The organism is Shewanella sp. 1CM18E, assembly GCF_023161665.1.
GTDB lineage: Bacteria > Pseudomonadota > Gammaproteobacteria > Enterobacterales > Shewanellaceae > Shewanella.
This window is the reverse complement of sequence record NZ_JALNTW010000005.1, coordinates 155809-181066: the sequence shown is the minus strand read 5'-3', so window position 1 is coordinate 181066 and position 25258 is coordinate 155809. Positions and strand designations below refer to the sequence as shown.

The window sequence follows — 25258 nt, the reverse complement described above, 5'->3', positions numbered from 1 at the left end:
TAGTCGAGTGATTTCAGCCAACAAAAAGCCCAGCATTTGCTGGGCTTTTTAATGTTTAGCGCATTAGCGATACAAGATTACTTATTCGCTTTTGCTGCTTTCGCTTCTGCCTTAGCTGCTTTCGCTGCATCTCGCTCGCGCTTACTGAACATACGCTCAACAATCACGAAGAAGATTGGGATAAAGAAGATCCCCATAAAGGTCGAGCTCATCATGCCACCAAGTACCGCAGTACCGATGGCGTTCTGGCTACCAGAACCTACACCGCTACTAATAGCTAGCGGCACAACACCTAGACCGAATGCTAGTGACGTCATTAGAATTGGACGTAAACGCACTCGAACCGCGTGTAGTGTTGCTTCAACTAGACCCGCACCTTTCTCATAGAACTCTTTGGCGAATTCCACAATCAAGATGGCGTTCTTGGTTGCCAGACCCACAGTCGTTAGTAGACCTACTTGGAAGAATACGTCGTTTGGTAAACCACGACCATTCATCGCAATCAAGGCACCAATAATACCTAGCGGCACAACTAAGATAACCGCAAATGGTACTGACCAGCTCTCATATAGCGCCGCTAGAACCAAGAATACCACTACGATAGACAAGGCATATAGCATGGGCGCTTGGTTGCCCGATAGACGTTCTTCATAAGAAAGACCGTTCCACTCGATACCAAATCCTGGTGGTAATTTCTTAACCATAGCTTCGATGTCATCCATCGCCGCACCGGTACTGTAACCTGGAGCTGTACCACCTTGAATGTTCATCGCTGGCAAGCCACCGAAACGCTCTAGACGTGGAGAACCGTATTCCCAAGTTCCTGATGCAAATGCAGAGAAAGGTACCATTTCACCCTTATCATTACGCACATACCAAGAATCGAGATCCTCTGGTTGCATACGGTATTCAGCTTCACCTTGTACATAAACTTTCTTCACACGACCGCGGTCGATAAAGTCGTTTACATAGTTACCACCCCAAGCTGTACCTAGTACGCTATTGACCGAGTCAATATCAACACCTAAAGCACGTAGCTTACCGTGGTCGATATGAACTTGATACATTGGCGCATCTTCCTGACCATTAGGGCGTACACCCACAAGGTTAGGATTCTGTGCAGCCATACCTAGCAACATATTACGCGCTTCAACTAGCTTGTCATGGCCTTGACCATTCTTATCCTGCAAGTAGAAGTCGAAACCGTTAGCCGTACCTAGCTCAATAACCGCTGGCGGAACGAAGGCGAATACAAAGGCTTCTTTCATCCCCATAAACATGCCCATTGCGCGGTTAGCAACAGATTGAACATCTTGACCTGGTTCGCTACGCTCAGCCCAGTCTTTTAGACCGACGAAGGCGATACCCATGTTTTGACCGTTACCCGCGAAGCTGAAGCCAGATACGCTAAATACAGACTTAACGTTTGCTGCTTCTTCATTTAGGTAAAAATCAGTTACACGTTCAAGTACTTCTTTAGTCTCTTGCTGAGTCGAGTTCACTGGCAAAATAGCCTGTGTAAACAAGATCCCTTGGTCTTCATCTGGTAAGAATGCCGTTGGCATACGCATAAAGACCCAACCCACAGCAACTGTAATCGCGAGGTACACCATCATAGTGCGACCAGTACGCTTAATCATTGCGGCAACGCTAGCTTCGTAACGTGATGTTAGTGAATCAAACTTACGGTTAAACCAACCAAAGAAACCGGTTTTTGCATGGCTTTCGCCTTTAGCAATTGGCTTTAACATGGTCGCACAAAGTGCAGGCGTTAGAATAATCGCCACCATTACAGATAGCGCCATCGCTGACACAATCGTAATCGAGAACTGACGGTAAATAACACCGGTTGAACCAGACATAAATGCCATTGGCACAAATACCGCAGAAAGCGTTAAACCAATACCCACTAGTGCACCAGTGATTTGGTCCATCGACTTCTTGGTTGCCTCAATGGGACTGAGCCCCTCTTCTTGCATAACACGTTCAACGTTCTCTACTACAACAATCGCGTCATCTACCAGAAGACCAATTGCCAGTACCATAGCGAACATGGTTAGCGTGTTAATTGAGAAGCCTGCAGCGGCCAAAATTGCAAATGTACCCAGTAGAACCACAGGCACCGCAATCGTTGGGATTAGCGTTGCACGGAAGTTCTGCAAGAACAGGTACATAATCAAGAATACTAAAACAACCGCTTCAAGCAGTGTATGCACCACACCTTCAATTGATTTCTCAACGAACGGAGTGGTGTCGTATGGATAAACAACTTCCATACCGTCTGGGAAGAATGGCATTAGCTCACCAATCTTCTCGCGTACACCTTCAGCCGTAGCCAACGCGTTTGCACCAGTTGCTAGCTGAATACCAATACCTGCTGCTGGTTTGCCGTTAAAGTACGACTCAACCGCATAGCTTTCAGCACCCAGTTCTACACGCGCCACATCTTCTAGGAATACTTTCGCACCTGAAGTGTCTGCTTTAATGATGATCTTTTTAAATTGTTCAGCGTTTTGCAGACGGCTCTGAGCCGATACCGTTGCATTAAGCTCTTGGCCTGCAAGTGATGGAGCACCACCTAACTGACCCGCTGACACCTGGGCATTCTGCTCTTGAATCGAAGCAATAATGTCTTGGCTTGTCAGGTTATATTGCGTCAGCTTTAACGGATCTAGCCATATACGCATCGCATATTGCGCGCCAAATAGCTCAATCGTACCCACACCAGGTACACGGCTTAGCGGATCCTGAATGTTTGAGCCTACGTAATCGGCAATATCGTTTTTATCCAGTGAACCGTCTTGTGATACGAAAGCCGCTACCATCAAGAAACCCGCACTCGACTTACTCACGTTTACACCTTGCGCCTGAACTTCTTGCGGTAACAGTGGCATTGCAAGCTGTAGCTTGTTCTGCACCTGAACCTGCGCGATATCAGGATCGGCCTCAGCGTTAAACGTTAGGGTAATTTGCGCATTACCAAAGCTATCACTGGTCGATGAAATGTAACGTAGGTGGTCAAGACCTGTCATACGTTGCTCAATAACCTGAGTTACCGAGTCTTCCATCGTCTTAGCCGAAGCACCAGGATAAACAGCACTGATCACCACTGACGGCGGTGCAATGCTCGGGTATTGCGATACCGGTAAGCCCACAATAGAGAGCACACCTGCCAGCATCACAATAATAGCGATCACCCATGCAAAAATAGGGCGATCGATAAAGAAACGTGCCATAACTCTGCCCTATTTCTGTTGTGTTTCTGGTTTCTTATCAGCGACCAAAGGACCTGCCTTTACTGGCGCGCCTGGACGAATTTTTTGTAGGCCTTCAACAATTAGCTGATCGCCAACTTTCAAACCATCAAGAATACGCCATTGATTATCAATCACTTCAGCTGTGGTCACGATACGTGCTGCCACTTTGCCATCGTCGATAACCATAGCGACCGCTTGGCCTTTAGTGTTACGAGTAATGGCTTTTTGCGGTACTAAAATCGCTTCAGGATCGGTACCAGTATTTAGCACTGCACGTACATACATACCAGGCATTAACGTACCATCCGGGTTAGGGAACTCAGCACGAATAATCACTGAACCTGTGTTTTCATTTACAGTCACTTCTGCGAACTGTAATACACCTGTATGGCCGTATGGTGTTCCGTCTTCAAGGATCAATTCAACATTCGCATTGGCTGCCGCTTCAATTTGACCACGCTTTAGCTGAGACTTAAGACGCAACATTTGCGCGCTCGACTGGGCAATATCAATATTGATTGGATCTAACTGCTGAATTGTCGCTAATGTTTGGCTTTGGTTAGCCGTTACAAGTGCACCAGGTGTTACATCAGACTTACCGATGCGACCAGAGATAGGCGCAGTAACTTTCGTGTACTCAAGGTTAATTGAGGCTGTGTTAATCGCAGCTTTTGCTACAGTAACACGCGCCATAGCTTCTTTGTAAGCTGCATCGGCTTCGTCATAATCTTGCTGACTGATCGAGTTAAGCTTAACCAGTTTTGCAAAACGTAGTGCTTTAGCTTTAGCAGAAACCAAAGCCGCTTCTGCACTGGTTAGATCCGCTTTTGCACTAACAAGAGCAGCTTCATAAGTCGAAGGTTCGATCTGATATAGAGACTCGCCTTGCTTAACATCTCTACCTTCAGTGAAACCACGAGTCATGATGATACCACTCACCTGTGGACGCACTTCAGCTTCAAGATAAGCCTTACTACGACCTGGTAACTCAACCAAAATTGACTGCGGTTTTGCAGCAATCGTTATAGCGCCAACTTCCATTGGTCCACGTTGCTGTGGTGCCTGTTCAGCTTTTTGCTCACAGCCACTTATCCATAACGCCACACTTAAAACAGAGGCAATTTTCACTATTTGCCGCATGAGAACTCCTAATAAAGCCATCTACTCGGTAATATTTTTTTTGAAAGCAGAAAGTGCCGTCAAACCCACCTTTGGAAGCATAATTTTTTGTCGAATATATAACGCACCTTTATCTCATAATGGGCGCACGCCAACAAGAAAAATGCCCGTAAAAATTGTAAGCTAATGAAAATATTTGCATAAAATCAGCCACGTATGTTTCAGTTATGTTAATTGGCGCTTGGCTAGCCAAAACATGTTAGCCCTTAGTTTAAGCACAACCTATTAAGATATAGTCTATTAACATTAACTTAGCATTACTTTAAAGCGCCTAGCTGGTTCTATTCACTCTAAACAAAGCCAATTTGCAGCTTAAGATTAAATTCTGTTGTCACCCACACTACAAGCCAGTACACGGCTGATATCAGCCAAGCTTCTGCCGGACTCTTGTTGCCAGTGATTAAACACGTCTTGTACCTGTTGCAAACCGGCTTTTGAGCTAAATCCGTAATCAACTAGACCGTGCGTCTTTAAATAACCTTGCACATCATTGGTTAGTAAAAAGGTGTCTTTACCCATCGAACGTAAAAAGTAAGGTCCGGTGTTGCCACCAAGTCGGGTACCTTTACGTTTTAGCTCAGCCCACAAACCCGTTATGTTGTCAGTTGGCCAGTCAGCAATAAACTTAGCTAAACTGCCATGCTCACGGGCAATATCATTAACCATGTGGGCGTTATCGTAGATAGCCATGGTTTTTTTCAAGTGACGAATAAGTTTAGGATCGCTAGCACGATCTTGTAACTGCTCAGGCGACAGCATCAATACTTTAAACGGCTCAAAGCCAAAGAAGGCTTTTTCATACTCCGGCCATTTAGCTTCAACAATTCGCCATACAAAGCCACTTTGAAATACCTTTTTGCTGATCTCCGATAATAACTGTGCATCGCTATATTGAGTTAACTCTTGGGGGCTTAAGCCTGCTGGCAACAAACTTTCTAAGCCTTCATCGCCACCTTTACGCTGGGATGCTCGAGCGTAAATAGCAGCAAATTTTTCAATGTGATTCATAGTATTTCTCGTTATTTACATCTTGATTTGTCGCGGCTAAGCATTTGAAGCTAAGCGTGATTACCCCAATCCTCTTTACCTTTGCTCAAAGCCTTATGGCTTGTAGCATTGAGAGACCTCATGTTAGCGACTAGAGTTAATATTAACTAATCCTTTTACGAACCGACGTAGGCTATGGATCTGTACTATCACCCACTGGCACGCCAGTCACAAAAAACCTTGATTGCCCTTTATGAAAAGCAGGCTAATTTCTATCCCCATGAGATAGATTTAAATAACGCATTCAGTAGACGCAACTTACAACAACTATCTCGCTCGCAACGCCTACCGCTGTTACAGCTAAAAGCTGGCGAGTCGTTTAACGATGCCACCATTATTATTGAGTACCTGGATAACTACATTAGCTCTGGCACCCAACTCATCCCTATAGAAAAGACCCAAGCACTTTACGTGAGGCTCTACGACAGATTAAGTGACAATGTATTAGCTACAGCAATCGACGCTTGGTTTGCCTCACAAGCTCAATCTAATCAGTTAAAAACCAAGCAGTTTGAAAAAGACTTATTAAGTATTTTAGCTGACTTTGACCAACGCTTAGCTGATAACCACTGGGTATGTGGCGATAGCTTCACCTTAGCTGACTGCGCCTTTATTCCTTGCCTAAAGGCTTTGGAGGACAAGCTACACTTGTTGGATTATCAAAACATTGGTCGCTACTGGATCCAATCTAAATTGCGCGGCTCAGTAAACCAAGTAATAGAAGAGGTCGAGCTCACTTTAGCCACAACAGACCAAAGTGAACAACTAGCACAAACTTAACTCGCCGACTTAAACGCTATCGGTTCGTTGGCCGATGGCGGCAAGTTTTGCTCTTTCTTAAGCTGTAAAAACGCTTTCCACTTAATCACTTCTGCTGGCATTTCTGGTGCAGGCTCATTAAAACCCACTTCAGCTAGCATAGTTGGAATGGGCACTTGTTTGCGTTTACAAACAAATACACCGCGCACATGGGCAATACAGTGCAAGCCACGCTCGCTAACAAAGCGCTGCTCAATATAGAAGTACTTTTCGTCCCAACCCACCAGCTTAGTTTCGATATCAAACTTAGCAAACGGCTTGATATCGCGAATATAGGTGAATTCTGCGGCATTAACGATCGGCATCCAACCTAGCTTAATAAAACGCTTCAAAAAGCCCATTTCAGCCATCATATAGGTGCGGGCGAGATCCATAAAAGCGGGGTAACGTGAATTAGTCAGGTGGAAGTTGATATCGCAATCGCTAGGCAGCGCGCGATAGGCAATTTTGCTTGTACCTAGAAAATCGATTTTGTTGCAATGGCGAACACGCCATAAAAATAGCCACACCAACCTAAAATACAGATTCATTTGCAATACTACCTACCGTCCTTGAAAAGAGTCGAAAGGCTAACAAAGGTCATACCAGATCACAAGTGAGAAACATAATACCAATTAGTATAAAGATTTGGTCGCTCAGCGAGAATTTAGCGGCACTGAGACAAGGTCATTAAGTACTCCTGCTTTAATGACATTCGCTGCATCCATGCAGCTCGCAACGAGTGAGGAGCATAGTGGCTCTACGTTCAAGCTTGTTAACGCAGTATCAGCGCTGCTAAAACTCGCCATTCTGGAGCGTTTTTGGCTGCCTACTTCTGCGTTGAATAACTTCACAAGGGAACAACCATTCTTTCAGTTATTCGCCTTGAATTAGTTTGCCAAAAAACGCTCTGAGTAGATCAACTTGTTATACTAATTGGTATAACAACTACAAATGCCCACGATTACGGTAGGTGGTTTAAGGCTGAAAACAAAAAAGGCGCCTAAAGCGCCTTTTCAATGTGAGCTAACAAAATGTGTTAACCAGTAATACCACTGTGACGCAGTAATGCATCAGTTTGTGGCTCGCGACCACGGAAGCGTTTAAACAGCTCCATAGGTTCTTCACTACCGCCCATTTCTAAGATGTTTTCTAAGAAACGTTGGCCAGTTTCACGATTGAAAATACCTTGCTCTTCAAACAGTGAAAATGCATCGGCAGATAGCACTTCAGCCCACTTGTAGCTGTAATATCCTGCTGCGTAACCACCAGCAAAGATATGGGCAAAACTGTGTTGGAAGCGATTAAAGTCAGCCGCTTTAATTACCGCCACTTGCTCACGCACTTCATCCAGCTTTTGCTGGATCTCAGCGCCTTTAGCTGGGTCATACTCAAGGTGCATTTTGAAATCAAATAGCGAGAACTCAAGCTGACGTAACATCATCATGCCTGATTGGAAGTTCTTCGCCGCTAGCATTTTATCTAGCAGCGCTTTTGGTAAAGGCTCGCCAGTTTCATAATGACCAGAGATCTCAGCTAACGCCTCTTCCTCATAGCACCAGTTTTCCATAAACTGACTTGGTAGCTCTACCGCATCCCAAGGTACACCGCTAATGCCTGACACGCCGCCCACATCGATTTTAGTCAACATGTGGTGAATACCATGACCAAACTCGTGGAACAGAGTCGTCACTTCATCATGGGTAAACAGTGCTGGCTTGCCTGCTACTGGCGCGTTGAAGTTACAGGTTAGGTATGCAACCGGATCTTGCATGCCATTTGGCGTTGCGCGGCGAGCACGACAATCGTCCATCCATGCGCCACCACGCTTACCCTCACGTGCATACAAATCTAGATAAAAACTACCACGGTGCTCATTGTTGGCATCAGTGATCTCAAAAAAGCGTACATCTTTATGGTAAGTATCGAACTCTTTGCGCTCGGTAACGGTTAAGCCAAATAGACGCGACACGGTATAAAATAGCCCTGACAGCACTTTGTCTTCAGGGAAGTATGGACGCAAGATCTCTTGAGAGATCTCATATCTATGGTGCTTTAATTTTTCAGCGTAGAAGCTCAAATCCCATGGCTCAAGCTCACTAACACCACACTCTTTAGCAGCAAACTCTGTTAGTTCTGCAAGCTCAGTTTCACCTTGTGATTTTGAGCGGGCTGCCAACTCAGTTAAAAAATCTAAAACTTGTGCTGGTGATTCTGCCATCTTGGTTGCTAACGACTTATCAGCAAAACTGTCAAAGCCAAGCAGGTTAGCTAACTCATGGCGTACAGCTAAAATTTCGTCCATTAATGGACCGTTATCAAACTCGCCTGCATTCGGACCTTGGTCTGATGCGCGGGTGACAAATGCACGGTAGCATTCTTCACGTAGCTGGCGGTTTTCACTGTAAGTCATTACCGGCAGGTATGATGGGAAATCCAGTGTAAATAACCAACCCTCTAACTCTTTAGCTTCTGCCATCGCTTTTGCTGCGGCAACCGCTGACTCAGGTAAACCAGCAAGCTCAGCTTCATCAGTAATTAACTTAGTCCAAGCTTGAGTTGCATCTAATAGTTGGTTTGAAAAGTTGCTAGTTAGCTCAGACATACGCTTAACTAATTCGCCATAGCGTAATTTGTCGCTATCGCTTAAACCAATGCCTGACAGTTCAAAGTCACGCAGGCTGTTTTCAATTAGCTTTTTCTTGGCTTGTGGGTAAGTTGCAAATTCGGCAGATTCAGCAAGCGACTTATATGCTTCATATAGGCCTTGGTGCTGACCGACAAAAGTGCCGTACTCAGACAATAACGGTAAGCAGGCATCATGGGCCTGACGCCATTCTTCGCTGCTCACTACTGAGTTCATATGTGAGATTGGCGACCAGATCTTGCCAAGTTCGTCATCAACCTCTTCCAGAGGTGCAACCAAGTTGTCCCAAGTGAAATGACCTTGATGCTTGAGCACCTCTTCAATCTTGGCGCGACAATTAGCGATACCTTGCTCAACAGCAGGCTGAATGTGTTCCGGTTGAATACTTGAAAAAGGGGGAAGCTTGTTGCTGTTTAACAAAGGATTGCTCATCGATGATTCCTTAACATTCTATGTTGTTAGTTAAAGAGATAGGGGCTAATTGCCAGATATTCAATGCAGTCGGCAGAATTCTTTGCAAAGTAAACGTTCGCTATCAGCTCAAGCAGGGATTTTCTATGATAGATATCAAACTTTCCCAGTACAAACTTTATACAGAATGAGTATTGCAAACCATGTCGCAAACAAGAGTTGTTATCATTTACATTTCTTTACTTAAAACTACTATGTTCCTGTAAACTTCCTTTCGCCAAAATTTCGAGCTATACCATGAATAAAACTAGTCAATGTGGTGCTGCCATAGCGCTAATGATAAGTGCCTCAGCACTTGCTGATGAAGCGCCCAATATCGATGACTCCCACAACACCAAAATAATTGAAACACTCGCCGCTGATGATAGCGGAGAGATACAAGCGCTTGTCGACCTAGGTTGGGATTCTAAATACATCTCTGAAGGTCGCAACAATTTAGATAAAGGCGGCATTTATTGGGCCACAGCAGCCATTCAGAAAAACAACCTTAATGTGTATGCTACGGTGGGGCGTGGTGATAGTCAGCATTATACTGAATGGAACTTTGGCATAGAGTACGGCTTTGATTTAACCGACAACCTTAGCGGCAGCGTGGGCTACCAACGCTTAGAGTTTTATGGTGATGAGCGTGCCCATGACAATGAGCTATTTAGCAACTTGGAATATACGGCTGTCGATTGGTTAGTCCCATCAATAAGCTACACATACTCTACAGAGGCAAATGGTTCTTTTGTGGAAGTGAGCCTACATAGCAACTGGGAACTCGCACAAGGCTTCACTGTTAGCCCGTATCTTACCCAAGCATTTGATTTTAAATATGCGACTGAAGATCACGATGGTGCCAACCATTTTCAATTTGGTATTGAAGCTGAGTATTTGCTACCAAATAACTTAGTACTATCAGGCCATATCAGCCACTCCATAGCCCAAGAAGACATTAAACTCGAAGCTCGCAATAATGGTGTAACTGGCAGCCTTGATGAAACTTTTGCAGGAATCCATCTTAGCTGGAGCTTTTAATCGACTATAGTTAATAACCATTAGTGAAGCATCAGCAGTGAAGAACTAACGTTAACAAATATCAACAGATAACACGGAATGTTATCTGCAGTTAGAGGAACAAGGAATGTTGCATTTCAGTCTTTATCTGATCATTAGTCTCACCCTAATTTCTGTCAGTTCGGCCAGCATTGCCAATGAACAAACTAGCAATCCCCTCCCCTTAGGCAGCATGCTCGATGATAAAGGTCAGCCCATTATCCATAGCAATAAAAGCTATACCGATTTGCAATTTTCAGTGCAAAAAAACAAATCAAAAACTACCGCTCGCCCATTAAAAACCAGCAGCAAAAAGCCTAAAACCAAAAGCCGCAAACAACAACTTGCCAGTCGAAGCTCGGTAGCAAATAGTCCTAGCTGCCGCTGGCTCAATAGTCGAATGTCCTCGTTAGAGCGACAATTAGCCGTAGGAGTCAACGTTCGCAACTCGCATTATCAGCAAGAGCTGGATATCCGCCAAGGTGAATGGGAATGCATGAAATGCGGCGCCGAAGGTCCTGCCCAAGCCGACCACGCGACTTGCCAATATCGACGCTAATACCAATCATGAAGTACATCTGCCGAAGTAAGCCGGTCTACATGAAACCAATCAACTAACTTGAAGTGCTGCGCTGCCATCCCCATCTGAATCATAGGCAAAGCGATTTTATTCAAGTGATAAGCCCTTTATTGATTAGGCTGGATGGATTAAAAAATTCCCTCTACAATGGCTTGTTCTTGAACTGGCTAAAGCCGATTCTGTTAATTCGGCATTGATTGCTGGTCTTTTTAAGGCAAGCAACGTCTTAACCATAATTATCGTAATAGAGGCAGCCTTACTTTCAGCCTTTGTTGCACAGTTCGTAACTTATTGGAGATACACATGGCTCAACATTTTGATTATATCTGTCTTGGCGCGGGTAGCGGCGGTATTGCATCAGCAAACAGAGCAGCCATGCGCGGCGCAAAAGTGTTACTCATTGAAGCAAAAGAGCTTGGTGGTACTTGTGTAAACGTGGGCTGTGTTCCGAAAAAAGTTATGTGGTATGGCGCGCAAGTTGCCGAAGCCATGCACCTGTACGCTAAAGATTATGGTTTTGACGTTACCGTAAATAAGTTCGACTGGAGCACACTAGTTGCTAGCCGCGAAGCTTATATTGACCGCATTCACGGTGCATATGACCGCGGCCTAGAAAGTAACGGCGTCACTTTAGTTCGTGGTTATGGTCGCTTTGTTGATAGCCACACAATTGAAGTTAATGGCGAACACTACACTGCTGACAATATCTTAATTGCCACAGGTGGCGCAGCAACGATTCCAAACATTCCAGGTGCTGAGCACGGTATCGATTCTGACGGTTTCTTTGCGTTAAACGAACAACCTAAGCGCGTAGCTGTCGTTGGCGCAGGTTATATTGCTGTAGAAGTTGCAGGCGTACTGCAAACACTCGGTAGCGAGACTCACCTATTTGTACGTAAACACTCGCCACTACGTAACTTTGACCCAATGCTGAGTGAAGCTTTAGTTGAAGCAATGGCAATTGATGGCCCAACACTGCACACCAACAGTACACCAGAATCTGTTACTAAGAATGACGATGGTAGCCTAACCCTTAAGATTGAAAATGGTGAAAGCTACGATGTTGACTGCCTAATTTGGGCCATTGGTCGTCATCCATCAACAGGCAACATTGGCCTTGAAAACACTAAGGTTGAGCTAGACGCAAAAGGCTACGTGATCACTGATGACCAGCAAAATACCACTGACGCAGGCATTTACTGTGTTGGCGATATTATGGCGGGCGGCGTAGAGCTAACGCCAGTTGCAGTTAAAGCCGGTCGTTTATTGTCAGAACGCTTATTTAACGGCATGACTGAAGCAAGAATGGATTACAACTGCATTCCAACTGTAGTATTTAGTCACCCAGCTATTGGTACTATGGGCCTCACAGAGCCTGAAGCTATCGCACAATACGGCGAAGAAAACGTTACTGTTTACACTTCAGGTTTTACCTCTATGTACACAGCAGTGACGGCTCATCGCCAAGCTTGTAAAATGAAGCTAGTTTGCGCTGGCGATGACCAAAAAGTTGTCGGTATTCATGGTATCGGTTACGGCATGGATGAGATTTTACAAGGCTTTGGTGTGGCAATTAAGATGGGCGCAACTAAGGCTGATTTTGATGCCGTTGTGGCGATTCACCCAACTGGCGCCGAAGAGTTTGTTACTATGCGCTAACCCTTGCTAATCAAAGTATTAGCAATAAAAAAGCCGCTTATTAGCGGCTTTTTTGTATCTCGCGTTTGTCGATTAATGCCTGAACCTCAGGCATTAATCGTTAGCATTAGCTCGGAGTGTTTAATCTAGCTTGAATAGCCAGCTTAACTTCTTCTTGTGCTAATAATGCTTCTTCCTCTTCTTTGCTACGCATTAGTGCATCAAAGGCTACACGTGCTTCTTGAGCAAGCTCAGATGCAGCCAGCTTCGCTTCTTTGGCTTTCATCGAATCATCAGTTAACTGACGTAGCTTTTCAATGATCTCATCAGGTGCATCACCTAAATCAATGCTCGATTCACCACGCGATAGCGCCTCTTTACGTAGTTGCTTTTTCAGCATCCAGATCGCGTCGTTCGCTTCACGCTCAAGCTCTGCAGCTTCGATTGCGTTATCACGTAACAGCTCAAAACGAGCTAGCGCCTGACCTTCTTTGCTCCAAGGGTCAACATCTGGTAGATCAGAAATATTGATCACAGGGTCAACGTAATCATCTTGGTGCGCTAAGTCTAACGTCGCCGCCTTAACACCCGAGATCATTAGCATCACCGCGATAATCAATAACGGTAAACCACCGACAATTGCCGCAGTTTGCAGTGTTGCTAGGCCGCCCATAAACATCAATGCTGAAGGCATAAATGATAACGTGAAAGCCCAAAACAGACGGTTCCAACGCATTGGATCTTCGGTCACATTCGTTTGCACAACTGACGCTAAGATGTAAGAGATAGAGTCAAAAGTCGTTGCCGTGAAAATCACACATAACAAGGTAAATAGTGCGATGATCAAAGTACTAAATGGTAACTGCTCTAAAATCGCGAAGATTGCACGAGTCGCACCTTCAGCATTAAGAATGCTTACCACATCTAATTGGCCAGACAACTGCAAAGATAGACCGTAGTTACCAAGAATGATGAAGTACATAGAGCAACCTAGTGAACCGAAGAATACGGCACCAGATACCATCTGCTTAATCGTTCTACCACGTGAAATACGCGCAACGAATAGGCCCATACTTGGCGCAAATACTAACCACCACGCCCAGTAGAAAATAGTCCAGTCTTGTGGGAAATGCGTATCTTCAAAGGTACCCATACCACCGAAAGGTTCAGCCCAGGTCGCCATAACAAAGAAGTTAGACAGCATGCGACCAATTGAATCTAAGCCGGTTTCCAACATAAAGATTGTTGGGCCACAAACCAGTACAAACAGCAGTAAACCTAGTGCGCCCCAGAAGTTAATGTTACTTAAAATCTTAATGCCTTTGTCCATGCCCATGTAAGAGGAGTAAGCAAAGATACCAGTACATACCATTAGTACCGCAATTTGGCTGCCCGTCGATGCAGGAATACCAAACAGGTAGCTAATGCCTTCGTTAATCAGTGGTGCAGCTAAACCTAGCGTGGTTGCCGCGCCGCCCAATAGACCAAAGATAAATAGTACATCAATCACTTTACCTAACTTACCAAAGCTGTTTGCTTCGCCAATAACAGGCATAAGTGCAGCAGAGACTTTAAGTACAGGTTGTTTACGTACATAGAAGAAGTAAGCAATTGGAATTGCTGGGATCATATAGATACACCAAGCAATTGGTCCCCAGTGGAACAAGCCGTAAGTCGCCGCCCAGCGAACCGCTTCTTCACTGCCAGCCTCTAGCTGGAATGGTGGGTTTTGGTAGTAATAGGCCCACTCGATCGTGCCCCAATAAAGAATACTTGCACCAATGCCACCACAAAATAACATCGCAGCCCAAGATGCTAGCGCAAACTCAGGTTTTTCATCAGGATCGCCCAGTTTAATCTGACCAATGTCAGAGAAAACGATATAAATCATGAAGAAAAATGCCGCCAAACCTAGGCCTAAATATGCAAAGCCTAGTTTGTCGGTCATAAATGTTTTAGCAACTGCAATCCATTCAGCCCCTTCAGCTGGAAATAGCAATAACGGGATCACTACTGCACAGAGCAGTAATAGCGCACCGAAAAATGTCGGCTTGTCGATAAGCTCGAAGTGTTTTTTCATTTTTATTGTCCGCAACAACCTAAAAACAGATTTAATTAAGTGCACGCCACAGACTGCTCCCCGTGCTGAAAAAGGCCAGACGGGTTTTCTACTGAGAGAAAGAGTATGAATTATGTGTGTGAACGGTTTTTTTTGTGAGTCTTATAACACTCGAAAGTTATCCAGATTACGATTAATATGGACTAAAGATAAAATAATGTTAATTCAACTTTCTGTCGACAAACTTATGTCGCGAATAGACGCAATTTGTGACGTAGTTCTCATATATTCTGAGCGACTTAAAAACTACTGAATAATAATCAGCCGAATGTTAATAAAAGCCCGTCACAGCTTGCTATCGGGATAGATGGAAACAATAAAAGTCGCGAAGAACAAGACGCTAAACATCTATAAATAAGCATTTCGATTAAATATAGGTCGAAGCTAATATAATTAACAAACTGATGATGGGAACAACTGAAGTTTGGAGTTGGCTTATGGGGAAATACTCAAGTAAAACCAAACGTAAAGTTTAGCAATGAGTCGCAATAGCCTCAGGAAGAGTTGACGCCAATTAGCCATAATTAGCATCAACATTATCTACTCTTTAGCGCTTTTTATAGACGACGCAGAAATTACCGCGCTTGGTGCGGCATTTAGAACAACGCTCACAATCTACCTCTGCCAAACTGCCCTCTTGCCAGCGTTTTATCAAATGTGGCTCGGCTAGTAAGGGGCGAGACAGTGCAAAAAACGCAATTTTTGTAGTTTGTGCTAGCTCTTCAATCCCACGGATATCAGCAAGGCCGCCAACTGTGATCACTGGAATATCAAGCTCTTGACTAACCACGGCGCCATACTCGCGGAAGTACCCTTCACTTTGAATGGTATAACCATCAAATGCTTCACCTACCACAGTATTAGCATTGCCATGGATATTACCAGAGACAATAATCGCATCCACACCCACTGATTCTAACTTTTTACAGATGCTGCGGGTCTCGTCAAAAGTTAAGCCACCATCGAAAAACTCAGATGCTGTTAACTTGACTAAAATAGGGTAATCACCACCAACTAGTTTGCGGATCTCAGCGTAGATTTCCAGCAAAAAACGCATACGATTTTCAAGGCTACCACCGTACTCATCATCACGTTGATTGTAATAAGGGCTTAAAAACTGGTTAATCAGATAAGTATGTGCGGCATGGATTTCCACGCCATCAAAGCCTGATTCTTGTGCGCGGCGACTCGCCTCGGCGAATGCCTGAACAATGTAGTCAATTTCCTCTTTAGTCATTGCCTTACCCATGGTTTGGGTACCGCGTTCAGCAATGGCGCTCGGGGCGAATATCACTCGCTCACCCACGTTATAAGTAGTCTTAGTGCCGCCATAAGCTAGCTGCATAACAATCTTGGAGTCATAACCATGCACCAATTCGGTCAGCTTTTGGTATTCAGCAATAAACGAATCATCGTACATGCCCATCATGCCGGCGTTTGGCTTCTCTTCAGCAACGATATTGGCGTAGCCGGTCACAATCAATCCAACCTCGCCTTTAGCCAGCTCTTCATACACTGAGTACAACTTGTCCGTCATATGGCCAGTTTCGGTTGCCATATTTTCCCAAGTAGCACTTCTTACAAAGCGGTTTTTCAGTGTCATGTTGCCAATACGGGCGGGTGAAAACAAAGTGCTCACGTGCAATCCTCTTAAATCATATCTAGTGCTAATTAGCAGCCTTACCAAACAGCAAGGAAGCAGGCGCCGGATATTACGCGCAAAATATAAGAATTACCTTAAGCTAGGTTCAGCTTTTGAGAATAAGTGTTACTGAGGATCTAGTAACAAGAGAGCAGAGATAGAAAGGTGACAATAAGTTAAACAAAAGACCTCTTACCTTTTAGCCAAAAGCTAATCGAGTAAGAGGTCGAAACATGCATCCTATAAGGATTTATCAGACTATTTTACTTTTATAGTAAACCAGTCTTTACTTCAGACTCGCTGCTACTATAAGAGTAATCAGAAACTTTACCTGACTTGTTCAAAGTCACGTAAAGCACTTGAGACTCAACGTCTGTGCTAGAAAAAAACATACCCACGTAAGGAATAAATGAAATTGGGTTTGCACTCGCGTTAGCGTAGCTAAATGTTAGCATTTTACTACCGTCAGATGAGAAGCCAGAAGAAGTAGGCTTACCCAACATAGTAATAACCTGCTCTTCAGTTGTTTGACCTTTTTTCAATTTACTAACTGCAGACTCATCAATCTTATTACCATGTGTAGCACAGCCTGTAATCAGTAAAGCCAAACATACTAGAGCGATTTTCTTAAACATTTAAAACATCCATCTTACTAACTAATAAAGGAAAAATAGGCGGATTAACTTTCCACCTAAGCCACAACAATATTAGCAATATATTAATAATCAAAAGATGACATTTATCACAACTCAAAAGTGGCCGAGCAAGAACTAAACGATACAAGTGATTATTTTTACGATTAAAAGCAATCACTTATCAGAGTTCACTTTACAGAGCAAGTATTAACAACAGCAATAATTTAGCGGATATTTTCAACAAACTAGGCGTATTGCATCTAAGCTGCCAACGGCAAATAAACATTGATCAAATTTTATGCTACCATCAAGCTATAGCTCAGATTTTAAATGGATCTGAGCTTTAAAATAGCCAAAGGAACATGCTTATGGATACTCAAACCTTTATTGGAGTTGCGATAACAACTTATATCGTTTTAGGCACTATCATCACCATAATTGGCTACCGCCTCCTCAAACGCCGCCAATCAAAATAAAACGGTCAATGTTTTCATTTATGCCAATAGCGTACTAAGTGGTTAACTCTAAAAATAATTCATATAAGTCAATACCATAGCAATCAGGATGTTTTTCATTCACCGCTATCCCCAGTCTCAAACGACCTCCTAGGTCGCTTGCAAGAGTTCAAGGCTATTAACCACACAATAAACATGTTAAATTTAGCCACCATAAGACAACCCTAATAAAACATTAATCGCCAATATTAATAACGCGCATTAGTGCCAACAATAATCCGGTTGCCTATAACAGAGATTGAAGCGTGCTTTTATTGCAGTAACTCACCTGAACAATAAATTTACGGATGCACTAAAGATACATTACCTCTGCATGGAGCTTTTATGATGCGCTGCTGTTTAACTGCTGCCTTAACTGTAACCCTTTATCACCCTCAATCTCTCCCGCTTAGCTACCTAAAAGCTTTACAGCCAAAGTCTTGGGATCTCATTGCCTTACCACCACAGCGACTTTGAGCATACCTTACAAATAAATCCATCGAAAAGGATGTCGTTGCCGTGTTTTCAGACCTCTAAAAGAACCGCCAACAATCCTAATCAACACAATTGAAACTAGATCAATAAGGATAAATGATGACCCGTTACTCACTTGCCGCTTGTATCGCCTTGGCGTTAGCAACTAATGCGCAAGCAACTCCAATCGATGAAGAGCTTGCCGCATTAAAAGCTCGAATCGAGCAACTCGAAGCAGAGCAACAACAAGCAAAGGACAAAGCTGTAGAAGATGAGCAAAAAGCTCAACAAAGTAGCGTGAAATTCGGCGGCGCCGTGCGGGTTAATTATGCTTATGAAGATTACGATGATGACAATGCCGACCGTGGTGGTGACTTCGATTTCGACCTCTTTCGCATAGACGTTTCAGGTAACTATAAAGATCTGATCTTTTCTGCTCAATATCGCTGGTTTGAGTATATGAATGTTATCCAACACGCTTGGATTGGTTATAACTTTGATGAGCAACAGCAGGCCAAAATTGGTGTCACCCAAGTGCCTTTTGGTCTGTTAACTTACGCATCTAATAATTACTTTTTCAGTTCAAACTTCTACCTAGGGTTAGAAGATGATCATGACATGGGACTGAACTACACCTACAAAGGTGACAATAACCAATTTGACTTCGCCTTCTATAAAAACGATGAACAAGGCGGTATTGATGGTTTTGTCTCTGATCGCACCGACCGCTATGCCTACGATGTAGTGGGTATTCGATTAGACGGCGAAGATGCCTATGACGCGCCAAGTGACGGCTACGCAGCAGGAGAGGTCAATACCTTCAATGCTCGTTACGCCCACACCTTTGCGTTCAATGATGTAAGTGTAGAGTTAGGAGCATCACTGCAAGCGGGACAATTAGAAATTGAAAACGGCACTGACGGTGATAACGTTGCCGCCGCGATTCACAGCGTGATTAACTATGATCGCTGGAACGTAAAACTACAGATGACCGACTACAAGTACGATGTAGACGGTATGGATGTTGATCGTATTGTCGTAGCTGCTTATCACTTTTATGACTCCATTCCAGCTGAAGCAACCACCTATATCGCCAACCTAGCCTACAGCTTACCGGTTGAAATTGGCCCAATTTCAAATCTAACTTTCTACAACGATTACTCGTTAGTGACCGACAAGCCTGCTGCCATGGCGGATACCTTTATGAACGTTACAGGCATGGCGATAAGCGCAGGTGGACTTTATACCTATGTAGACTTTGTTGTCGCAGAAAACCAGCCCTTTATCGGCGGCACTATGGTAGGTGATGGCGGTACCAACACCCGCTTTAATATCAACTTTGGTTATTACTTCTAACTGAAAAGTCGGGATATTCAGTAATAAAAGATCGATTTATTCACCAGTAAACCGTTCTAAAAATGTTAGCTAACACCATGATTTTAAAAGATGATGGTGTTAGCATACATCCTCTAAATACAACTTGCGATACCCAGTCACGTTCCGATAAGAGATAACAATAATGTGCCCTAAGATGTTGCGTCTTACCTTAGCCTTTAGCTTAATATCCACTCTGACTTTACCGGCCTTTGCCGCAGATGAATTAACTGGAACTTGGCAAGGAACCTTAGGTAAAAGTAAAATCCGTGTCTGCTTTAATGAATACGGCACAGGCAGCTATTACTATCAGCGCTATTTAACGCCAATCAGGCTGGAACAGGTCGATAACCACTGGCAAGAAGACAAACAAACTGGCTTCTGGCAGTTTGATAATGTCAGCGAGCACCAGCTAATAGGCCGCTGGTCTAACAAAGAGTGGTCCAAGACAGAGCCAGCTCAAAATCAGTCAGCTAAATCGTTAACCATTAAGCTTGAACGCCAAATCAGCCCTGATGGCATCAATGATTGCAGCAGCGACGCCTATAACCAGCCGCTAGAAACCACGCCAAAAATTCGCCGTGGCAATTGGCAGCAGTTTGCCAATGCAGACTCCCTACAAGCCAACGCTAACAAAACTCACACCAGCCCAATAAGCTACCGCCAATTAACATATGGTTCAGAGCTCGGCCTCGAACTAAAAGGTGAGCAAACAGGTATCCCAGCAATTAACCAGTGGCTCAAGCAAAAGCTAACTAGCGAAGAACAGCTTGCAGAAACCTTTGAAACCCGCCGCAACATGCTGGCGCGAGTAGGCCAGCCAATCGCAGACGAAACCGGAGCTGAAATCGATTTTATTAACCAAGATTGGCTTAGCGTACGATTTTACCGCTGGGCAGCAGGTTATGGCGCTGGCGGCATAAGCCGCACTTACACCAGTTTTAATCTAAACGATGGTCAAGCATTCAACCCTTGGCAATGGTTTAAAAGCGACGCCCCTCTTGATGAAATGCAGCATCAACTGCCAGCTGCGCTGCGCGAAAAGTTATTTGCCGATATGCAAGTTTATGAAGATTGCGATAACTCAGACGGCTCCGGCTATTTCTACCTAACCCTCAGCCCAAAAGGCATCGAGCTTTGGGAAACACCCAACGGCAGCGGCTGTGAAAACGAATTCACCCTCAGCCCGCAACAGGCGATGCCGTTCGCTACTGAGTACGGTAAGAGTCAGCTTAGATTACTGGATTGAGACTAAGGTAGGCTCGATATATAAAGATAGATATCTTTCAATAAAAAACGAACTTATGGGGTGAGTTTTAAGTTGGGAGAGTAATTGAGGAGAGTTACGACTATAAAAAATACTCAGCTCTCTGGCGGGCTTCGACTTTTAGGGCGTACAAAGTAAGACTGGCTTTCAAGAATTAACAAGCAATAACTTACAGTGAACAGATATCGCCAAATTATCTGTTTTAGCAAGCCTAAAATACTGACATTTAACCCCGTCAGTTTTTCTAACCATACGTGCCTAGAAATGATAGTTTTTACTATTTCTAAAGGACAAATAGCCACAAAACGCCAATCAATTAAACCATCAAACTGTTTTAATTCACGAATAGCATTTTCAACTATAGCTAAATTAGCTCTATGAAACAGGGCTAATTTAGGTTCAATCGAACTACCGTTCACGTAGCCTACTTTGCGGCTTTTGGACATAAGCGAAGTACTAGCTTCAATTAACATCGAATGAAGCTTACTTAAGTCAATATCCATAGAACGACCATTACGATTGATGACGGTTAGCTTATTGTTCAATTATCCTCGCTAGAGCAAATATATCAGTCTTACTCAAAATACTTACTCTTTAGTAGAAGGTCTGAGCCTTCTCAGTGAAAAACAGATTACTTAGAAAATAATTTCAATGTAATCATATCCTTTGGTGTATATAGGTTTACAAATTACGTGTTTAGCCTGTTTAGGTTTCACGTTACGTATTGATGAAAATCAATTTTGCTTTTTACTATTAGCCTTTGATTTCTTCGATAACATCCTCCATATTCGATAGCCAACATAAGCGAAATAAACAGCTAATAAGTAGAAATCTCCATAATAGAATGTATCTTCTATAAATGGGGATAGCCTATCAACCATCTTCCAAATCGCTATTACTTTAGCTACATATTTTTTAATAGTTTTATGACGTCTTCTCATTTCATTACTCTCTGAAAAAGATAATAAAAGAAAAGACCCAAACTGTTTTTCACAATCCGCTCGCGAGATAACGGATAAAATCTACATGTGGACTTACTTAGACATTTTCAAGAAAATTAGTAAGCTAAATCAAAGTAATTTACTTGCAGAAAACACCTACCCCATCGAAGTTGCCGAAATACGTTGGAATAAATCGCGTGAATCCGACAGGGATGTCGGGTTAGCTTTCGCGGGGCAGGATGCCCCATCGGAAGCGTTAGCGATTTATCCATAAGTATGAGGAAGACAACTTCGTAGGGGCGGCTCGGGTGATGCAAGAGGGGGAAGCTGTTGTCCCCCTTTTGCCCGAGTGTGAGCTGGAAGCTCACGACCTTTATCAAGCGCAGCTTGATTGCTTACAGCTACAAAGCGTAAGTCAGGCACAGCATGATAGAATTATCAAACGCAGTTTGATTACTTTAATCGTTAGACGAAGTCTCCCCCGCCCCCTGCACCTTGCGCCCGCTTGCCGCAAAAACCAAGCAACAAAAAAGGCTATGAACCTAAGCTCATAGCCTTAATCTAAACCCTGCTATATATAGCAAATAGTTTATAACGAACTATTTAGCCAAACACTGCTCAACAAGCGTCTGCCAGTATCTCAGACCAGATACCAAGATATTGTCGTTGAAGTCGTAAGTTGGCTTGTGTAGCGCTACGCTACCACAACCACAGCCTGCGCCATTACCCACTAGGATGTAACAACCTGGTGCTTCACGTAGCATGAACGAGAAGTCTTCACTGATAGTGAATGGCTGACAGCTGCCGTTAACTTTATCTTCGCCAACCACGGTTTCAGCCGCGCGAATCGCGAAAGCCGTTTCAGCTGGGGTGTTGATAGTCGATAAGAAGCTGTTGTTAAACTTGTAAGTGTAATCAACGCCAGCAGACATACACTGACCCGCTACAACACGTTCAATCGCTTTTTCAATCTTGTTTAACGCGATATCTGTAAAGCTACGAGTATCACCTGTGATAGTCACTTTAGTTGGGATAACATTAACAGTACCGTTAGTGGCAAACTCAGTTACCGAGATAACTGCAGTTTCGTCAATTGCACTTAGGTTACGCGATACGATAGTTTGAATTGCAGTCACGATTTGCGCGCCAACCACGATTGGGTCAGTACCCATGTGTGGCATTGCCGCGTGGCCGCCAGTTGCTAATACTTCAATTTCAAAGCTACTTTCGCTTGCCATTACTGAGTGTGGGCGAGTCACAAAGTGACCTGCTTCAATACCCGGTAGGTTGTGCATTGCGTACACGCCGTCGATTTTCCAGCGAGTGAATAGGCCGTCAGCGATCATCGCTTTAGCGCCAGTACCGCGCTCTTCATCTGGTTGGAAGATGAAGTAAACCGTACCGTCGAAGTTTTTAGTTTGTGCCAGCTCATGGGCCGCAGCAAGTAGCATTGCCGTGTGACCATCGTGACCACAAGCGTGCATTGCGCCTTCGTTTACTGATGCGTAATCGAAAGTGTTTTCTTCATGAATATGCAGGGCGTCCATGTCAGCACGTAGACCAATTGAACGATCGCTATCACCACATTTTAAGATACCAACAACACCTGTGCCGCCGATGCCTGTGTGCACTTCAATGCCAAACTCTTCTAGTTTAGCTGCTACAAATGCTGCGGTTTCATGTTCTTGGGTACCAAACTCTGGGTGCTGGTGAATGTGATGACGCCACTCAATAACTTTCTGTTCGATATTCATATGCTTTTCTCTTATAACAACAAACCGGTGACTAGGTCACCGGTGATAAAAATTGATTTAATTTGCTAACTGAAAACTCAGTTACTGGCTACGACATGGCTTAGGTGCGATTGGCAACTCAGCTTCAACTTCTTCCGCTTTAGCCTTGTTCTTGTTGCCCAACTTCATGAAAGCAACCATCGAAGCAATAACCACAGCGATTGCAACTAAGCGCATTGGCGTTACCTGCTCACCTAGTGCAAATACCGCTAGGATGAATGAAGACAGTGGCATTAGGTTTAGCGCCATACCGGTACCGTCAACACCTACACGCTCCATACCGTAGATGTAAACTAGGTAGCTCATACCAGAGATACATACACCTAAGATTACGATACAAAGAATACGTAGTGGAGAGCTGAATACGTTCAATGCAGAGCTAAAGTCAGCGCCTACAACTAGTAGATACAAACCAAAACCTAGTGCAGCAAATACAAACTGGTGGAACATAGTCGCAACTGAACCGTACTTGTCTGCTAGTTTTGCACGAGCATAAGCCATAGTTGCAAAGCTTGCTGCAGAGCCGAAACAGATCAAGTGACCAATGTTAAAGCCGTTAGTTTCAGACTGTGGATCCATTACTAGAATCGCTACACCGATAAATGCACCTAGCGCACATAACATCTGCATTGGAGTGAAACGCTCACCGTGGCGTAGGAAACCAACACTCAAGATTAGGATTGGGATCAAACCTTGGATAACACCGTTTTCAGAAGCAGTAATGTAGTCCAAAGATAGGAAAGACAAGAAACTGAACGCACCTTGACCAATGATACCGCAACATGCAGCCCAGAAGATGTCCTTACGGTTTGCCCAGTTAAGCTTGAAATCAGCTTTCTTAGTCATCTTGCCAGTTGCAAGACCGATGTTGAAAATCAAACCTAGGGTAATAAACGCAACTGTATAACGTAACCAAACAAGTACTTGAGGATCCATCACCTCAAGAATTGGCGTACCTACGATCCATGGGATACCCCATAATAGACCTACGAAAATAGCAGCCATCCAACCTTTTTGTGTATTAGTCATTATAATTTTTCCAACAATATTTTATCGGTAGTCAACAGCTTAAGCTGTTTGATTATTTAGTAGCTTGCCGTAGCCTGGGCACATAGCAACGTTGCCAGTCAGGTGCATTGCATGCCAGAACATGGCAGAGTTACTGCACACCACTGGAATACCAAATTTGGCTTCAATCTCTTCGATGTAATCAAGCACGCGTAAGTTTGTGCATGACATAAATACTAATTCTGCGTCAGAATCTTTTAGCATCTGCTCTAGCGCTTCGAACATAGACTCTTTAGCCACTAGGGTGATGTCTGTATCGCGTTCGATACCTAATGAACCTAGGGTCACTACATCAAAGTCAGCATCAGTTAGCTGCTGATATAGCGGGTAGTTAACGCTAGTTGGGTATGGAGAAAACACCGCGATTTTCTTCGCGTTAAGGTGTTTGAAAGAGGCTTTCGCTGCAGTCCATGGGTTAGTAGCAGGAATGTCGCCACGGTTTTGAGTCAATAGACCAGCAACTTTTTCTTCGCCGATAATGATTGAAGCTGATGTGCAGCCAAATGCCATCACATCCATAGGCAAACCAGTTGCAATCAAATCAGATGCTTCAACGATGCCGTTAGCGATTTTATCAAGTGCTTCAGGGGTCATTTCGCTTGAGTAGTAAACGCGCGAGCTAAATACGCCTGCTTGTGTACCTAATAACTTAGCCCAATCCATTTCAAGGCTGTGGTCTGTGCTTAACTGCACTAGACCAATATGAATGCGGTTAATTCTTGGCGCCTGCTTATGTTCTAGCGGCTGTTCAAACGAGGTAAAAGCTTCAAAACTCATCATAGTGAGATTCTCTTCA

General features: G+C 43.9%; 19 protein-coding genes. 6 read left to right on the top strand and 13 right to left on the bottom strand.

The genetic code is table 11. The features are described 5' to 3' along the window. Window positions 1–77 precede the first annotated feature (77 nt). The 3 genes from MSG37_RS09605 to MSG37_RS09595 form a co-directional block, all read right to left on the bottom strand. Complete coding sequence (locus MSG37_RS09605) at window positions 78–3236, bottom strand: efflux RND transporter permease subunit (RefSeq protein WP_248470418.1); 3159 nt, start codon at window positions 3234–3236, stop codon at window positions 78–80. A gap of 9 nt (window positions 3237–3245) precedes the next feature. Next, the gene (locus MSG37_RS09600) at window positions 3246–4397 is read right to left on the bottom strand and encodes an efflux RND transporter periplasmic adaptor subunit (protein WP_248470417.1); all 1152 of its coding nucleotides are present in this window, start codon (window positions 4395–4397) and stop codon (window positions 3246–3248) included. 357 nt (window positions 4398–4754) lie between these two features. Then, window positions 4755–5444, bottom strand: coding sequence for a DNA-3-methyladenine glycosylase I (locus MSG37_RS09595; protein ID WP_248470415.1), 690 nt, complete (start codon window positions 5442–5444; stop codon window positions 4755–4757). Window positions 5445–5618: 174 nt separating this feature from the next. Between MSG37_RS09595 and MSG37_RS09590 the strand changes: the two genes are divergently transcribed. Continuing rightward, window positions 5619–6263 (top strand): glutathione S-transferase family protein, encoded by a 645-nt coding sequence (locus MSG37_RS09590; RefSeq protein ID WP_248470414.1) that lies wholly within the window; start codon window positions 5619–5621, stop codon window positions 6261–6263. Here the strand turns inward: MSG37_RS09590 and MSG37_RS09585 are convergent. The 3 genes from MSG37_RS09585 to prlC form a co-directional block, all read right to left on the bottom strand. Next, window positions 6260–6832: a thioesterase family protein gene (locus MSG37_RS09585; protein WP_248470413.1), complete on the bottom strand. Its 573-nt coding sequence runs from the start codon at window positions 6830–6832 to the stop codon at window positions 6260–6262. The two genes, MSG37_RS09590 and MSG37_RS09585, sit on opposite strands and share 4 nt — an antisense overlap. 105 nt (window positions 6833–6937) lie before the next feature. Next, entirely contained in the window at window positions 6938–7135 is a 198-nt protein-coding gene (locus MSG37_RS09580) for a hypothetical protein (RefSeq protein ID WP_248470412.1), read from the bottom strand. Window positions 7136–7320: 185 nt separating this feature from the next. Further along, entirely contained in the window at window positions 7321–9360 is a 2040-nt protein-coding gene (gene prlC, locus MSG37_RS09575) for an oligopeptidase A (protein WP_248470411.1), read from the bottom strand. Between the two features lie 276 nt (window positions 9361–9636). On the opposite strand from prlC, the gene MSG37_RS09570 reads away from it, so the two are divergent. The 3 genes from MSG37_RS09570 to gorA all read left to right on the top strand — a co-directional run bounded on the left by MSG37_RS09570 (window position 9637) and on the right by gorA (window position 12676). Beyond that, entirely contained in the window at window positions 9637–10419 is a 783-nt protein-coding gene (locus MSG37_RS09570; RefSeq protein WP_248470410.1) for a hypothetical protein, read from the top strand. 106 nt (window positions 10420–10525) lie between these two features. Next, window positions 10526–10996 (top strand): hypothetical protein, encoded by a 471-nt coding sequence (locus MSG37_RS09565; RefSeq protein ID WP_248470408.1) that lies wholly within the window; start codon window positions 10526–10528, stop codon window positions 10994–10996. Window positions 10997–11320: 324 nt separating this feature from the next. Then, the gene (gorA, locus tag MSG37_RS09560) at window positions 11321–12676 is read left to right on the top strand and encodes a glutathione-disulfide reductase (protein ID WP_248470407.1); all 1356 of its coding nucleotides are present in this window, start codon (window positions 11321–11323) and stop codon (window positions 12674–12676) included. 106 nt (window positions 12677–12782) lie between these two features. Here the strand turns inward: gorA and MSG37_RS09555 are convergent, their stop codons facing one another. From MSG37_RS09555 to bamE, 3 genes are all read right to left on the bottom strand, one after another. Then, on the bottom strand, window positions 12783–14735 hold the full coding sequence (locus MSG37_RS09555) for a BCCT family transporter (RefSeq protein WP_248470406.1): 1953 nt from the start codon (window positions 14733–14735) through the stop codon (window positions 12783–12785). A gap of 586 nt (window positions 14736–15321) precedes the next feature. After that, window positions 15322–16413: an NADH:flavin oxidoreductase gene (locus MSG37_RS09550; RefSeq protein WP_248470405.1), complete on the bottom strand. Its 1092-nt coding sequence runs from the start codon at window positions 16411–16413 to the stop codon at window positions 15322–15324. A gap of 272 nt (window positions 16414–16685) precedes the next feature. Beyond that, on the bottom strand, window positions 16686–17051 hold the full coding sequence (bamE, locus tag MSG37_RS09545; protein ID WP_248470404.1) for an outer membrane protein assembly factor BamE: 366 nt from the start codon (window positions 17049–17051) through the stop codon (window positions 16686–16688). 1088 nt (window positions 17052–18139) lie between these two features. Between bamE and MSG37_RS09540 the strand changes: the two genes are divergently transcribed. Together MSG37_RS09540 and MSG37_RS09535 are read left to right on the top strand one after the other, a co-directional pair. Further along, complete coding sequence (locus MSG37_RS09540) at window positions 18140–19375, top strand: carbohydrate porin (RefSeq protein WP_248470403.1); 1236 nt, start codon at window positions 18140–18142, stop codon at window positions 19373–19375. Between the two features lie 163 nt (window positions 19376–19538). Further along, complete coding sequence (locus tag MSG37_RS09535; protein WP_248470402.1) at window positions 19539–20642, top strand: hypothetical protein; 1104 nt, start codon at window positions 19539–19541, stop codon at window positions 20640–20642. Window positions 20643–20755: 113 nt separating this feature from the next. On the opposite strand, the gene MSG37_RS09530 is transcribed toward MSG37_RS09535, so the two are convergent. From MSG37_RS09530 to MSG37_RS09515, 4 genes are all read right to left on the bottom strand, one after another. Beyond that, window positions 20756–21205, bottom strand: a complete 450-nt coding sequence (locus tag MSG37_RS09530; RefSeq protein WP_248470401.1) for a hypothetical protein — start codon at window positions 21203–21205, stop codon at window positions 20756–20758. Window positions 21206–22200: 995 nt separating this feature from the next. Further along, window positions 22201–23355: a M20 aminoacylase family protein gene (locus MSG37_RS09525; RefSeq protein WP_248470400.1), complete on the bottom strand. Its 1155-nt coding sequence runs from the start codon at window positions 23353–23355 to the stop codon at window positions 22201–22203. Between the two features lie 81 nt (window positions 23356–23436). Continuing rightward, window positions 23437–24423, bottom strand: coding sequence for a DMT family transporter (locus tag MSG37_RS09520; protein WP_248470399.1), 987 nt, complete (start codon window positions 24421–24423; stop codon window positions 23437–23439). 39 nt (window positions 24424–24462) lie between these two features. Further along, window positions 24463–25242 carry an aspartate/glutamate racemase family protein gene (locus MSG37_RS09515; RefSeq protein ID WP_248470398.1) on the bottom strand — a complete coding sequence of 260 codons (780 nt, stop codon included), beginning with the start codon at window positions 25240–25242 and terminating at the stop codon, window positions 24463–24465. Between the last annotated feature and the right edge of the window lie 16 nt (window positions 25243–25258).

Coding starts and splice junctions, on each gene's coding strand:
- MSG37_RS09540 (WP_248470403.1), top strand. CDS start 18,140: ATGACCCGTTACTCACTTGCCGCTTGTATCGCCTTGGCGTTAGCAACT.
- MSG37_RS09535 (WP_248470402.1), top strand. CDS start 19,539: ATGTGCCCTAAGATGTTGCGTCTTACCTTAGCCTTTAGCTTAATATCC.
- MSG37_RS09605 (WP_248470418.1), bottom strand. CDS start 3,236: ATGGCACGTTTCTTTATCGATCGCCCTATTTTTGCATGGGTGATCGCT.
- MSG37_RS09565 (WP_248470408.1), top strand. CDS start 10,526: ATGTTGCATTTCAGTCTTTATCTGATCATTAGTCTCACCCTAATTTCT.
- gorA (WP_248470407.1), top strand. CDS start 11,321: ATGGCTCAACATTTTGATTATATCTGTCTTGGCGCGGGTAGCGGCGGT.
- bamE (WP_248470404.1), bottom strand. CDS start 17,051: ATGTTTAAGAAAATCGCTCTAGTATGTTTGGCTTTACTGATTACAGGC.
- MSG37_RS09525 (WP_248470400.1), bottom strand. CDS start 23,355: ATGAATATCGAACAGAAAGTTATTGAGTGGCGTCATCACATTCACCAG.
- prlC (WP_248470411.1), bottom strand. CDS start 9,360: ATGAGCAATCCTTTGTTAAACAGCAACAAGCTTCCCCCTTTTTCAAGT.
- MSG37_RS09585 (WP_248470413.1), bottom strand. CDS start 6,832: ATGAATCTGTATTTTAGGTTGGTGTGGCTATTTTTATGGCGTGTTCGC.
- MSG37_RS09595 (WP_248470415.1), bottom strand. CDS start 5,444: ATGAATCACATTGAAAAATTTGCTGCTATTTACGCTCGAGCATCCCAG.
- MSG37_RS09570 (WP_248470410.1), top strand. CDS start 9,637: ATGAATAAAACTAGTCAATGTGGTGCTGCCATAGCGCTAATGATAAGT.
- MSG37_RS09515 (WP_248470398.1), bottom strand. CDS start 25,242: ATGATGAGTTTTGAAGCTTTTACCTCGTTTGAACAGCCGCTAGAACAT.
- MSG37_RS09555 (WP_248470406.1), bottom strand. CDS start 14,735: ATGAAAAAACACTTCGAGCTTATCGACAAGCCGACATTTTTCGGTGCG.
- MSG37_RS09600 (WP_248470417.1), bottom strand. CDS start 4,397: ATGCGGCAAATAGTGAAAATTGCCTCTGTTTTAAGTGTGGCGTTATGG.
- MSG37_RS09520 (WP_248470399.1), bottom strand. CDS start 24,423: ATGACTAATACACAAAAAGGTTGGATGGCTGCTATTTTCGTAGGTCTA.
- MSG37_RS09590 (WP_248470414.1), top strand. CDS start 5,619: ATGGATCTGTACTATCACCCACTGGCACGCCAGTCACAAAAAACCTTG.